The organism is Bacteroides sp. AR29, from assembly GCF_900217715.1.
GTDB lineage: Bacteria > Bacteroidota > Bacteroidia > Bacteroidales > Bacteroidaceae > Bacteroides > Bacteroides uniformis.
On the sequence record NZ_OBMS01000013.1, the window covers coordinates 47,114 to 61,025 of the forward strand.

The 13,912-nt window shown below is 53.2% G+C and carries 12 protein-coding genes; 11 read left to right on the forward strand and 1 reads right to left on the reverse strand.

Translation table 11 applies throughout. The features are described from left to right. Positions 1-13: 13 nt before the first annotated feature. The 8 genes from CSD97_RS10150 to CSD97_RS10185 all read left to right on the forward strand — a co-directional run bounded on the left by CSD97_RS10150 (position 14) and on the right by CSD97_RS10185 (position 10,529). Positions 14-1,705 (forward strand): carboxymuconolactone decarboxylase family protein, encoded by a 1,692-nt coding sequence (locus CSD97_RS10150; protein WP_005835131.1) that lies wholly within the window; start codon positions 14-16, stop codon positions 1,703-1,705. Between the two features lie 9 nt (positions 1,706-1,714). After that, positions 1,715-2,197 carry a cupin domain-containing protein gene (locus tag CSD97_RS10155; RefSeq protein ID WP_005835130.1) on the forward strand — a complete coding sequence of 161 codons (483 nt, stop codon included), beginning with the start codon at positions 1,715-1,717 and terminating at the stop codon, positions 2,195-2,197. A 21-nt stretch (positions 2,198-2,218) separates the two neighbouring features. After that, positions 2,219-2,884 carry a flavodoxin gene (locus CSD97_RS10160; protein ID WP_005835129.1) on the forward strand — a complete coding sequence of 222 codons (666 nt, stop codon included), beginning with the start codon at positions 2,219-2,221 and terminating at the stop codon, positions 2,882-2,884. A 134-nt stretch (positions 2,885-3,018) separates the two neighbouring features. Continuing rightward, on the forward strand, positions 3,019-3,798 hold the full coding sequence (locus CSD97_RS10165; protein ID WP_005824158.1) for a DnaJ domain-containing protein: 780 nt from the start codon (positions 3,019-3,021) through the stop codon (positions 3,796-3,798). 76 nt (positions 3,799-3,874) lie between these two features. Next, complete coding sequence (locus CSD97_RS10170) at positions 3,875-7,147, forward strand: S41 family peptidase (protein WP_005835126.1); 3,273 nt, start codon at positions 3,875-3,877, stop codon at positions 7,145-7,147. A 180-nt stretch (positions 7,148-7,327) separates the two neighbouring features. Beyond that, a complete protein-coding gene (locus CSD97_RS10175) occupies positions 7,328-8,926 on the forward strand; it encodes a TrkA C-terminal domain-containing protein (RefSeq protein ID WP_005835125.1) in 1,599 nt (532 codons plus the stop codon). A gap of 3 nt (positions 8,927-8,929) precedes the next feature. Beyond that, positions 8,930-9,937, forward strand: coding sequence for an aminodeoxychorismate synthase component I (locus CSD97_RS10180; RefSeq protein ID WP_005835124.1), 1,008 nt, complete (start codon positions 8,930-8,932; stop codon positions 9,935-9,937). After that, positions 9,921-10,529: an aminotransferase class IV family protein gene (locus CSD97_RS10185; RefSeq protein WP_005835123.1), complete on the forward strand. Its 609-nt coding sequence runs from the start codon at positions 9,921-9,923 to the stop codon at positions 10,527-10,529. The genes CSD97_RS10180 and CSD97_RS10185 overlap by 17 nt, the downstream gene beginning before the upstream one ends. Before the next feature lie 5 nt (positions 10,530-10,534). Here CSD97_RS10185 and CSD97_RS10190 read toward each other — a convergent pair whose 3' ends face one another. Continuing rightward, entirely contained in the window at positions 10,535-10,924 is a 390-nt protein-coding gene (locus CSD97_RS10190; protein ID WP_005824170.1) for a DUF2721 domain-containing protein, read from the reverse strand. Positions 10,925-11,101: 177 nt separating this feature from the next. On the opposite strand from CSD97_RS10190, the gene CSD97_RS10195 reads away from it, so the two are divergent. The 3 genes from CSD97_RS10195 (at position 11,102) to CSD97_RS10205 (ending at position 13,907) form a co-directional block, all read left to right on the forward strand. Further along, entirely contained in the window at positions 11,102-12,361 is a 1,260-nt protein-coding gene (locus CSD97_RS10195) for a 3-phosphoshikimate 1-carboxyvinyltransferase (protein ID WP_098032358.1), read from the forward strand. A gap of 254 nt (positions 12,362-12,615) precedes the next feature. Beyond that, positions 12,616-13,044: a hypothetical protein gene (locus CSD97_RS10200; RefSeq protein WP_034523094.1), complete on the forward strand. Its 429-nt coding sequence runs from the start codon at positions 12,616-12,618 to the stop codon at positions 13,042-13,044. Between the two features lie 50 nt (positions 13,045-13,094). Next, positions 13,095-13,907 carry a metal ABC transporter permease gene (locus CSD97_RS10205; RefSeq protein ID WP_098032359.1) on the forward strand — a complete coding sequence of 271 codons (813 nt, stop codon included), beginning with the start codon at positions 13,095-13,097 and terminating at the stop codon, positions 13,905-13,907. Positions 13,908-13,912: the final 5 nt, after the last annotated feature.

Genomic DNA, 13,912 nt, shown 5'->3' on the forward strand with positions numbered 1-13,912 from the left:
AATAATAAAGATTATGAAACTAAAAATGAGAATTATGACAACGCTACTCGGACTTGTCTTTGGATGCGGCATCGCAGCTTCGCAAACACCGAGAGCAGAACAAACCATGAACAGTAAACGACAATACATCGCAGAGGTCGCAGCCCTTACAAGCATGGGGCACCTCGACCAATTAAGAACAGTCCTTATCGGTGGACTGAATAGCGGTATCACCGTCAGCGAGCTTAAAGAAGTTATGGTCCATTCCTACGCCTATTGTGGTTTTCCGCGTGCCCTGCGCGGACTGCAAACATTGGTTGCGGTACTTGACGAGCGTAAGGCAAAAGGCATCAGAGACAACCAGGGGCGCGAAGCGTCACCGATAACCGATACCCGCAGCAAATACGAACGCGGACGTGACATTCTTGCAGAGATTTCGGGCACCCCGGCAGATGCGCCGAAAGCCAACTATGCCGTCCTGGCCCCGGAAATCGAAGTATTCCTTAAAGAACATCTCTTTGCCGAGCTTTTCGAGCGGGACGTGCTGACCTATGCCGAACGGGAACTGGCAACCGTTGCCATAATAGCTTCTTTGGGCAAAGGCGTGGAACCGATGCTGAAAGGGCACATGGGTATTGCGCTGAATGTAGGCGTAACACCGGACGAATTACGCGGTGTGCTGGCTATCATTGAAAAGAATATCGGACGTAGCGAAGCCGATAATGGCAAACAAGTATTGAACGAATTATTGCAAAGCAAAGGGTTGACTATCAAACCGGAAACCCCGATTGTAGCAGTGGAGAATGACGTGAAGAAACAGAAAGTGACATTCCACAACCGTTTTTTGATTGATATAGTTGGCGACCTCTATTTCCCTGCAGACTATGATGCCACAAAGAAATATGCCGCCATCATCGTCGGTCATCCCTTTGGTGGCGTCAAAGAACAGACTTCGGGACTCCATGCCCGTAAGTTGGCGGAACTCGGCTATGTGGCATTAGCCTTCGATGCGTCCTATTATGGCGAGAGTGGCGGTTATCCGCGTCGTATGGAATCGCCCGAAGTGCGGGTAGAAGACTTCAGTGCGGCAGTCGATTTCCTCACGAACCATCCGGCTGTCTATGCTGATAAGATAGGAGTAATCGGCATCTGTGGCGGAGGCTGCTACTCTGTCAGTGCTACGCAGATAGACCATCGCATCAAGGCACTTGCCACCATCAGTATGTACGACATGGGCCGCGCCCGCCGTCAGGGTGTAGGCGACTCGCAGACTTACGAACAGCGTATGGCTATCCTTGATGAAATCGGCCGCCAGCGTACGATGGAATATGGTGGGGCTGTACGCAAGGATATCCGTGCCCTGCCCGAAAAAGTGGATGAGAACACACCGAAGTTTGCCATCGACTTCCTCGATTATTACGACAATCCACAACGCGGTCAGCATCCCAACTCTACGGGCTATTACTCCTACACGAGCCTCGCACCGATGATGAACTTCTTCCCCTTTGTGCAAATCGAGACTATATCGCCACGTCCTATGCTTTTCATAGTGGGAGAAAATGCAGTATCGAAATATTTTTCTGAGGACGCATACGCGAAAGCCGCCGAACCGAAAGAACTGTTTGTCGTACCCGGAGCTACGCACGTGGATTTATACGACCAGCCGAAATATCTGAAAATCACGCTTCCCAAACTGGACTCTTTCTTTAAACAACATTTAAAATAACTCTTCAAGATGAAAAAGATGACTTACTTATTTCTACTGGCTGCAACACTTGGTGCTTGCAGTCCGAAACCGGAAAACAAGATTGAAACACCCCCAAAAGCATCAGCCTCTCTCTTTCCCCAAGGAGATGCCATCGAGGGCAGCAATTTCAACGGAACGGCATACCTCCAACGGCTGATGACCGACAGTGAAACATTCGATGTGGTAGTCTCCGACGTGATATTCGAGCCGAAAGCCCGAAACAGCTGGCATTCGCATCCGGGCGGACAGATTCTGATTGCCACCGCCGGAAAAGGTTACTATCAGGAAAAGGGGAAGCCTATACAAGTGTTGAATCCCGGCGATGTAGTCGCTATTCCGGCAGATGTGGTGCATTGGCACGGAGCGGCTCCCGACAGCGGATTCACGCATATAGCTATCAATACAAAAGTTCATTTGGGTGCTACACAGTGGTATGAACCTGTAAGCGATGAAGAATACACTAATCAATAAATATCTAAAAACAACTCGAATATGAAAAAGTTACTTCTTATTCCGCTCTTGCTCCTCTCTCTAACGACAATGGCAGCATGCTCTACCACCGACGACACTCCCGATACTCCATCCGGAAACGGCAATATGCTTGTGCTCTACTTTTCTGCCGAAGGACACACCCAGGCCATTGCCGAACGTATCGTGAAACTTACAGGCGCAGATATCCATCGCATTGAGGCTGCCGAACCGTATGCTGCAAATCCTTACGATGACAGCGACCGCATTCAGCATGAAGCCTATAATGACCTGCGCCCTGGAGTAGCGAATCTGCTTGATAAAGAGGCATTGGCGAAATATGATACAATTTTCGTCGGTTCGCCTTGCTGGTGGCATCAACCCGCAATGGTAGTCTGTACATTCCTCGAAGCATACGACCTGAAAGACAAGGTAATCATTCCTTTCTTTACCTACGGGGCTACTACCTATCTGAACGAGTCCATGCAGAAAATTTACAAGGTAACATCCACTTCAAGACATATTCCGGAAACACTTCCCGAAGACCTTGATGCGGAGGATATTACGACACCAGGACGCCCTGATGATGCAGATATCGACATGCCGGGCAACGCTAATGGTACAGAAGGATGGTTACACCGAATCGGAATAGCAGTGCGTTCGGGAATATTCAATACATCTGCCGACTAATTGATAATATCTTTTTCTTCTTCGAGCACTCCGTCTGCCAATGCAATATCTTCCCCCATCTCCCAATACTTCATCCACTTTTACTGGAATTCTCGTAAGAAATCTCTATTTTTGCACTTTAAACAAGAAAAATTATGGGAGCAGCTAAATGGATAGGCGGCATCATCGGCTTCATGGCCGGAGGACCGCTGGGAGCCTTGGCAGGTTTTGTATTCGGTTCACTGTTCGACACCGATTCAAGTGACGCAGGCAGTTATTATGGAGAAGAACCAACGCACGGCACTACCTATACCGGGCAACGGAACAGTTTCCTCTTCTCCATGCTCGTGATGGCTTCGTACATTATCCGTGCAGACGGGCGCATCATGCATAGTGAAATGGAATTCGTCCGCCGCTTTCTGAGAAGCACATTCGGTGAGGCTGCCGTGGGCGAGGGAGAACGGATACTGCTCAACCTCTTCGAACAGCGCAAGCAGATGGACAGACAAAACCCACTGGCATTTAAAAACACCATCCGTGACTGTGGAACGCAGATTGCCGCCAACCTGACATACGAGGAACGCTTGCAACTGCTGGTATTCTTGGTAGAAATTGCCAAAAGCGACGGACACGTCTGCAACGAGGAGATAGAAGCCTTGAAAGAAGTGGCCATGTACATGGGACTATCCGTCAAGGAAGTGGAATCCATGCTTAACCTAGGCGGTAGCTCACTGAACGAGGCCTACAAAGTACTTGAAATTGAACCCACTGCCACCAATGACGAAGTGCGTGCCGCTTACCGCCGCCTAGCCTTGAAACACCATCCCGACCGGGTGGCAACGCTGGGCGAAGACATCAAGAAAGCCGCAGAAGAGAAGTTCCAAAGCATCAACAATGCCAAAGAACAGATATACAAGGCACGAGGTATGAAATGACGTACCTCGCTCCTTGCCTTGTGGACAGCATCATGACGTTTATAAACATTCTATATTAACATCAACCCACACACTTATGAAGAAAACCCTTGCAATCCTTGCACTAGGCCTTACTGCCATTGCCGGACATGCCGCCACGCCGCTCTGGATGCGCGATGTGCAAATCTCTCCCGACGGTACGGAAATCGCATTCTGCTACAAAGGAGACATCTACAAGGTGCCGGCCAAAGGTGGAACCGCCACACAGCTTACTACCCAAGAGAGCTACGAATGTACCCCCATATGGTCGCCGGACGGCAAACAAATAGCCTTTGCCAGCGACAGATACGGCAACTTCGACGTATTCGTGATGCCGGCAGACGGCGGAACCGCCCAACGGCTCACTACCCACTCCACCGGTGAGATACCCTCCACATTCACTCCGGACGGAAAGTATATCTTGTTTTCCGCCTCCATCCAGGACCCGGCAAGCAGCGCTCTTTTCCCCACTTCGGCCATGACCGAGCTTTACAAAGTACCTGCAACGGGAGGGCGTACGGAGCAAGTGCTGGGCACCCCTGCCGAAGCGGTCTGCTTCGACAAGGCGGGCCATCAGTTCCTCTACCAAGACCGCAAGGGATTTGAAGATGAATGGAGAAAGCATCACATCTCCTCCATCACCCGCGACATCTGGCTGTATGATGCAAAGACGGGTACCCATACCAACCTCACCGACCGCGCGGGCGAAGACCGCAACCCGGTGTTGTCACCCGATGGAAGAACGGTTTACTTTCTGAGTGAGAGAAACGGCGGCTCATTCAACGTGTATGCCTTCCCGCTGGCACAGCCCCGAGAGGTGAAGCCCATCACCAGCTTCAAGACACATCCCGTGCGCTTCCTCTCCATGAGTGACGGCGGGACGTTGTGCTACAGTTACGACGGCGAAATCTATACCCAGCAGCCGGATGCCACCCCGAAGAAAGTCGCCATAGAACTGGTGCGCGATGACCGGCCGCAATTCGCCAACCTGCAGTCTTCCGACGGAGCCACCTCTGCCGTTGTGTCCCCGGACGGAAAACAGATTGCCTTCACGCTGCGCGGAGAAGTCTTTGTCACTTCGGCAGACTATGCCACTACCAAGCAGGTGACGCACACACCGGCACGCGAAGCGGGCCTCTCCTTTGCGACGGACAACCGCACCCTGGCCTACGCCAGCGAGCGAGGCGGCAACTGGCAGCTCTACCTTGCCAAGATAGCCCGCAAGGAAGACCCTAACTTCCCGAACGCCACGCTGATTGAAGAAGAAGTGCTGCTGCCCTCCACCACCGTGGAACGTGCCTATCCGCAATTCTCGCCCGACGGCAAGGAACTCGCCTTTATCGAAGACCGCATCCGGCTGATGGTGCTCAATCTGGAGACGAAGAAGGTGCGCCAGATTACGGACGGCTCCACCTGGTACAGCACCGGCGGAGGATTTGACTACGCATGGTCGCCGGACGGTAAATGGTTTACACTTGAGTTCACGGGTAACAAGCACGACCCCTACTCCGACATCGGCCTGGTCAGCGCAGAGGGAGGCAAAGACATCATCAACCTCACCAATAGCGGCTACATGAGCGGCTATCCCCACTTTGCGCTGGACGGCAACGCCATCCTTTTCACCACCGAACGCTACGGCATGCGTGCCCATGCCTCATGGGGCTCGCTGAACGACGCCATGCTCGTCTTCCTCAACCAAGACGCCTACGACAAATACTGCCTGAGCAAAGAAGACTACGAACTGCGCAAGGAGCTGGAGAAGGAACAAAAGAAGTCTGCCGGAAAAGACACCCCCCAAGACAAAAACAAGGATAAAAAGAAGAAAGACGACAAGAAAGACAGCAATACTGACGAAAAAGATGACCAGCCGAAAGACATCGTCGTAGAGCTGAAAGGCATCGAAGACCGTGTGGTGCGCCTCACCCCGAATTCTTCCGACATGGGCAGCACCATCATCTCCAAGGATGGCGAGACACTCTACTACCTGGCAGCCTTCGAAGGCGGCTACGACCTCTGGAAGATGAATCTGCGCAAGAAAGAGACCCGCCTGCTGCACAAGATGGATGCCGGATGGGCGGACATGCAGCTGGACAAGGACGGCAAGAGCCTCTTCCTGCTGGGTAGCCACAAGATGCAGAAAATGGACACTTCATCCGACGCGCTGACCCCCATCACCTTCCAGGTAGATGCCAAGATGGACCTGGCTGCGGAGCGCGAATACATGTTCGACCACGTGTACCGCCAACAGCAGAAGCGATTCTACAATACCAATATGCACGGAGTGGACTGGGACAAGATGACCGCCGCCTATCGCCGCTTCCTGCCCCATATCGACAACAATTATGACTTTGCCGAACTGCTGAGCGAATGGCTGGGCGAGCTGAACGTATCTCACACCGGCGGCCGTTTCTATCCCAAAGGGCAATCCGAACCTACTGCCAGCCTGGGACTGTTCTTCGACTGGAACTACACGGGCAAGGGCATGCTCATTGCCGAAGTAGTGGAGAAAGGCCCCTTCGACACAGCCAACACCCGGGTGAAAGCCGGCACAGTCATCGAAAAGATAGACGGCGTGGAAATCACCCCCGATGCGGACTATTACACGCTGCTCAACAACAAGGCACGGAAGAAAACACTTGTTTCTCTCTTCGACCCGCAGACCAAGGAGCACTGGGAAGAGGTCATTATCCCCATTACGAACGGTGCGTTCAGCGATTTACTCTACAGCCGCTGGGTGAAACAGCGTGCGGCAGACGTTGACCGATGGTCGGGTGGCCGATTGGGTTACGTGCACATCGAGTCTATGGGAGACGACAGTTTCCGTTCCGTCTACTCGGACATCCTGGGAAAATACAACAACCGCGAAGGCATCGTCATCGACACCCGTTTCAATGGCGGTGGACGCTTGCACGAGGATATAGAAATACTTTTCAGTGGACAAAAATACTTCACCCAAGTGGTGCGCGGTCGCGAGACGTGCGACATGCCCAGCCGCCGCTGGAACAAACCCTCCATCATGGTGATGTGCGAGGCCAACTACTCCAATGCGCACGGCACGCCGTGGGTTTACAGCCACCGCGGACTGGGCAAGCTGGTAGGCATGCCCGTGCCGGGAACCATGACCAGCGTGTCGTGGGAACGCCTGCAAGACCCGTCATTGGTATTCGGCATCCCCGTCGTGGGCTACCGCCTGTCGGACGGCAGCTATCTGGAGAACTCGCAGCTGGAGCCGGACATCAAAGTAGCCAATTCACCCGAGACCATCGTGAAGGGAGAAGACACACAGCTGAAAGCTGCCGTAGAGGAACTGCTGAAGGAACTCGAAAAATAAGTACCGCCCTGCCCCACGCAGGAATACCGGTCATATAGGCCGATATATATATTAAGATGATGTGTCAAAACGGTTGATGGCACATCATCTTTTTTTATATGCCACAAGGAAGCAAGACTTTTTCTATCTCACTTTTTTGCACTATCTTTGTGACATAAATTCCTAACTCTTTAACTGATTATGTTTGCTGACTTGTTAAACTCCTCCTATTTCGCGCTCTTTCTCATTGTGGCTTTAGGCTTCATGTTGGGAAGAATCAAGATTAAAGGGCTTTCGCTCGACGTCTCCGCCGTCATCTTCATTGCCCTGCTGTTCGGACACTTCGGTGTCATCATCCCCAAAGAATTAGGAAACTTCGGACTGGTGCTCTTCATCTTCACCATCGGCATCCAGGCCGGTCCCGGATTTTTCGACTCCTTCCGGAGCAAGGGCAAGACGCTTATCATCATCACCCTGCTCATCATCTGCTCCGCCGCCCTGACGGCAGTAGGACTGAAATATGCCTTCGACATCGATACTCCCAGTGTCGTGGGACTGATAGCCGGTGCCCTGACCAGTACGCCGGGACTCGCCGTTGCCATTGACAGCACCCATTCCCCACTGGCATCCATCGCTTACGGTATTGCCTATCCTTTCGGCGTTATCGGCGTGATTCTCTTCGTTAAGCTGCTGCCCCGTATCATGCGCATCGACCTCGACAAGGAGGCGCGCCGGTTGGAGAAGGAACGCCGCAGCCAGTTCCCGGAACTGACAACCTGTCTGTTCCGCGTAACCAACCCCGCCGTCTTCGACCGGAGCCTGATGCAAATCAATGCGCGCGCCATGACCGGAGCCGTCATCTCACGCCACAAGCACAACGAGCAGATAGCTATCCCCACCGCCCAGACCATACTTCACGAGGGAGACTACATACAAGCCGTGGGCAGCGAAGAGGCCTTGAACCAGCTCGCCGTCCTCGTGGGCCAGCGCGAAGAAGGCGAACTGCCACTCGTAGACATGCAGGAGATTGAATCCCTGCTGCTCACCAAGAAGGACATGATAAACAAACAACTGGGCGACCTCAACCTGATGAAGAACTTCGGCTGTACCGTCACCCGCGTCCGCCGAAGCGGTATCGACCTCTCCCCCTCGCCAGATCTGGCACTGAAGTTCGGCGACAAGCTGATGGTGGTAGGCGAGAAAGACGGTATTAAAGGCGTGGCACGCCTGCTGGGCAACGACAACAAGCAACTGTCCGACACCGACTTCTTTCCCATTGCCCTGGGTATCGTGCTGGGCGTGCTCTTCGGCAAGCTGAACATCTCCTTCTCGGACAGTCTGTCGTTCTCACCGGGACTGACGGGAGGCATCCTCATGGTGGCCCTCTTCCTCAGTGCCATCGGAAAGACCGGTCCCATTCTGTGGTCTATGTCCGGCCCAGCCAACCAACTGCTGCGCCAGCTGGGACTGCTGCTCTTCCTGGCCGAAGTGGGAACCTCGGCAGGACGGAACCTGGTAGCCACATTCCAGGAAAGCGGCTGGCTCTTGTTCGGCGTAGGTGCCGCCATCACGCTGGTACCCATGCTGGTGGCCGTCATCGTCGGACTGTTCGTATTCAAGATAAACATTCTCGACCTGCTGGGCACCATCACCGGTGGCATGACCAGCACGCCCGGCCTTGCCGCCGCCGACTCCATGACGGACAGCAACATACCGAGCGTAGCCTATGCCACGGTATATCCCATTGCCATGGTGTTCCTCATTCTGATAATCCAGGTGATAGCCTCCGCAGTCTATTGACGCATGAAGACGTACAGCCGGACAGAAACCATCGCCCGCATGAACGCACTGGCCGGAGCCAATGTGCCCTTCCTCTTCATCGTAGACTACGTGCAAGAGCGGTCGCACATCGAGCCCCTCGACCGGATAGACCCCGCCACTTGCCTTTTCCAATTCCCGAAGGCAGGCAACGCGGGGGCGGCTGCAACAGCCCTTGCCAGAAGCACAGCCGCCCGATGCGCCGGCCCTATTCAGTGGGACATCATTCCCCCTTCCCCCACCGCATACAGACATTCGTTCGACCTCGTGAAGCAAAACCTGCTGGCAGGCAACAGCTACCTGACGAACCTCACTTGCCGGGTACCCGTCACCACCAATCTGACACTGGAAGAAATATTCCTCCACTCCGAAGCCTTGTACAAGCTGTGGCTGAAAGACCGGTTCGTCTGCTTCTCCCCCGAAATCTTTGTCCGCATAGAGAAGGGCAAGATAAAGTCCTTCCCCATGAAAGGCACCATCGACGCTACCCTGCCCGATGCGGAACAGCTCTTGATGCAGGACACCAAAGAGGCAGCCGAGCACGCCACCATCGTCGACCTGATACGCAACGACCTCAGCATGGTTTCGGAACACGTCGAAGTGACCTCCTACCGATACATAGACCGCCTGCAAACCAATAAGGGCCCCATCCTCCAGACCAGCTCCGAGATATGCGGCACCCTGCCCGAAGACTACACCGCACACCTGGGCGACATCATCTTCCGCCTGCTTCCTGCCGGCTCCATCACCGGTGCCCCCAAGCCCAAAACCGTAGAAATCATCGCCCAGGCCGAGGACTACCGCCGGGGCTTCTACACCGGCATCATGGGGTATTATGCCGACGGACAGCTGGACAGCGCCGTCATGATACGCTTCATCGAGCAGGAAAACGGCCGGCTCCACTTCAAGGCAGGAGGCGGCATCACCGCCAAAAGCCGGTGGGAAAGCGAATACAACGAAGTAATACAGAAAATATATGTGCCTATTTATTGAGACCATACGCATCGACCACGGAAGGGTCTGCAACCTTTCCCGCCACAACCGAAGGCTGAACGATACCCGCGCCCACTTCTGGCCGGAAAGCACACCGCTGCAACTGTCCGATTATCTGCACTCTATCTGCGAGACAGGCATCTGCAAGGCAGGTATCGTCAAGGCACGCGTAGTGTATGGTGAAAAAGGCATTGAAGACATCAGCTACTCCCCCTACGCCATGCGGCATGTGCATTCGCTGGCACTGATGCAGGCAGACCACATCGACTACACCTACAAAAGCGCCGGACGCGAACCGCTGAACCGCCTCTTTGCCCTGCGCGGCGCATGCGACGACATTCTGATTGTGAAACAAGGCCTGCTGACAGACACTTCCATCGCCAACATCGCCCTTTCCGACGGCACCCACTGGTACACGCCAGCACATCCCCTGCTGAAAGGGACCAGACGGGCAGCCTTGCTGGAAGAAGGAATCTTGCAGGAAAAAGACATCAGACCGGAAGACTTGCCGTCGTTCTCCACCGCCAGACTGTTCAATGCCATGATTGACTGGGGAGAACTGGAACTCCCCGTACGGAACATCATCCCGTAGTGCCTCTACTCGTGCATATCGTTGAGATGTATCTCCAAAGACTTCACCGATATATATATTTCGTACACCGATATGGCCAGCGAAATAATCAGCAATATCAGCGCCAAACCGAAGATATAGGCCGAAAGCAGATGGAGACGGATATAGACAAAGAACATGCTGACCACGCACAGCAGCAGGCTGCCGATACCCGCCACCTGCATGGCACGCGTCAGGTAGAGCCGCTTCCTCAGGTTGGCAATCTGCGCCGCCTTCACCGAAGACGGGTTCTCCATGTACTGTTCCTTCAAGGTGCGCACCAGTTGGGCATAGGACAAGAAACGGTTGGTATAGGCCAGCATAATCAGCGATATGGCCGAAAACAGCAAGGCGGGGGTGGTTAAATCTATTTCCATAAGAATGATGCTTAATTATATCTATCCGTCCCGATAGCAGGACTTACCTCCGCAAAGATAAACGAAAGATTGAAACCACAGAAACAAGTTTCCTTTTTTCCATTTCCCAAAGATTTATCCTACTTTTGCAGTGACAATAAAAAAACTCCTTACCACCGTAACTTAACAAATACGACCATGCGATATACCATTTCTGCCCCTATCGCCCTGCATGCCGCCATACAACTCCCGGCATCCAAAAGCATCAGCAACCGCGCCCTCATCCTCCACTCCCTTGCCCATGGCAATATCCTGCCCCGCAATCTGAGCGATTGTGACGACACCATGGTGATGACCCGCGCCCTCGACGGAAATCCCGGACATATAGATATCCTTGCCGCCGGCACCGCCATGCGTTTCCTCACCGCCTACCTCAGTGTAACTCCGGGCACCCGCATCATCACCGGTACACAACGCATGCAGCAACGCCCCATCCGCATACTGGTAGACGCCCTGCGGAAGCTCGGCGCCCAGATAGAATACGTCGGAAACGAAGGTTTCCCCCCCTTGCGCATCACCGGAACGGAACTGACCGGCAGCGACATATCCCTTGCCGGTAACGTCAGCTCACAATACATATCCGCCCTGCTGATGATTGGCGCCGTCCTTCCCCAAGGCCTGCGCCTGCACTTGACGGGCAGCATCATCTCCCGCCCCTACATCACCCTAACCCTGCAACTGATGCGCGACTTCGGTGCCCAAGCCGACTGGACCTCCGAAGATTGCATCACCGTCAGCCCCGGCAGATACACGGATACCCCTTTCACCGTGGAAAGCGATTGGAGCGCCGCCTCTTACTGGTATCAGATGATGGCAATAGAAGGAATTAAAAATTATAAATTAAAAATTGAAGGAATCGAACTGCTCGGTCTCTTCGCCCACAGCTATCAAGGCGACAGCCGCGGCGCGGAAGTCTTTGCCCGCCTCGGCGTCCATACCGAATATACAGACCGGGGAGTAAAACTGATCCGTAAGGGTACTCCCGCCACCCGTCTCGACGAAGACATGGTGGACATCCCGGACCTGGCGCAGACCTTTGTCGTCACCTGCTGCCTGATGGACATCCCTTTCCGCTTCACCGGACTGCAAAGCCTTAAAATAAAGGAGACCGACCGTATCACCGCCCTCATTACGGAACTGCGTAAACTGGGTTACGTCGTGCGCTCCGAGCAAGACAGCATCTTGTTGTGGGATGGCGAACGCTGCCCGGCAGACGCTGACCCCGTCATCGCCACCTACGAAGACCACCGTATGGCCATGGCATTTGCCCCCGCCTGCCTTGTACTGCCCCAAATACAGATAGATGAACCACAGGTCGTTACCAAATCTTACCCTGCTTACTGGGAAGACTTGCAAAAGGCGGGATTTAAAGTCTGCCAAAATGCAATGCAATCTTAGAATAAAGCTTTTATTCTTAGAAATACAGCCTTTATTCTTAAGAATATAACCTTTATTCTTAGAAATAAAGGATACATTCTAAGATTAGGATGTATCCAAAGTAGTTTTACACTACGTTCCAAGCAAGTAATGCCTGCGTCGGGTGGAAGTAATCTACCTACCTGCAATCTGAAGCATTATTTTGTCGTGTACAAAACAATATGTATCTTTGTCCGTTCTATTAATGGAACATGTTTTTCAAGAAAAGGAAGCCCATGTGGATATTGATTATTAGCTTGATTGCCCTTGCCCTCGTGGCAGCCACAGCCGGAATTATACGCAACCGGAAACTGCAGAAGAAGATAGACCGCGGCGAACTGGACGCCATGCCCGAAGTGCAGGAAGTGGATGCCGAGTGCTGCGGACAGCACGAAACCTGCGAACGTGACAGCCTGCTGGCAGCCGTCAGCAAGCAAATAGAATATTACGATGACGAAGAACTGGACAAATACATCGGCACCGCTCCCGATGCCTATACTCCCGAGCAGGAAGACGAGTTCCGCGACGTGTTCTACACCATGCAAGACACGGACGTAGCCGGATGGGTGCGCAGCCTGCAACTGCGTGGCATAGCCTTGCCGGACAACATCAAGGATGAAGTGTTCCTCATCATCGGCGAACGCCGTCTCACCCCCCATTCCTAACACTCCACATCCAACTTTTAATTTTTAATTCTTAATTTTTAATTGAATAAATGGAGCTACTGCAATACACTTTTTTCCAACATGCCCTCATCGGCAGTCTGCTGGCAAGCATTGCTTGCGGGCTGATAGGCACGTACATCGTTACCCGGAGACTAGTGTTCATCAGCGGCGGATTGACGCATGCATCTTTTGGCGGTATCGGCCTGGGATTGTATACCGGCATTTCCCCCATTCTGTCGGCAGCCTTGTTTGCAGTCTTGTCCGCTTTCGGTGTAGAGTGGCTCAGCAAACGGAAGGACATGCGGGAAGACTCCGCCATTGCCGTATTCTGGACATTGGGCATGGCACTGGGCATCATGTTCACTTTCCTCTCGCCGGGATTCGCCCCCGACTTGTCCGCCTATCTCTTCGGCAACATTCTCACGATTACCTGGAGCGACATCGCTCTATTGGGAGGGCTCGCCGTCCTGCTGATACTGTTTTTCGCGCTGTATCTCCATCCCATCATCTACGTGGCTTTCGACCGGGAGTTTGCTCGCTCGCAAGGTATTCCGGTGCAGGTATTCGAATATGTACTGATGATGTTCATTGCGCTGGCCATCGTGGCATGCCTGCGCATGGTGGGCATCGTGCTGGTCATTTCGCTGCTCACCGTTCCGCAGATGACCGCCAACTTGTTCTCGCACCGGTTCCACCGCATCATCTGGCTTTCCATCGGCATCGGTTACCTCAGTTGCCTGGGCGGGCTGATGATTTCTTTCTACTTGAATGTCCCCTCGGGTGCATCCATCATATTCTTTTCCATCATTATCTATGCCATTTGCAAGACGGGAAAAAGTTTTTGGCTATATTTGCAACGCTAAATCAA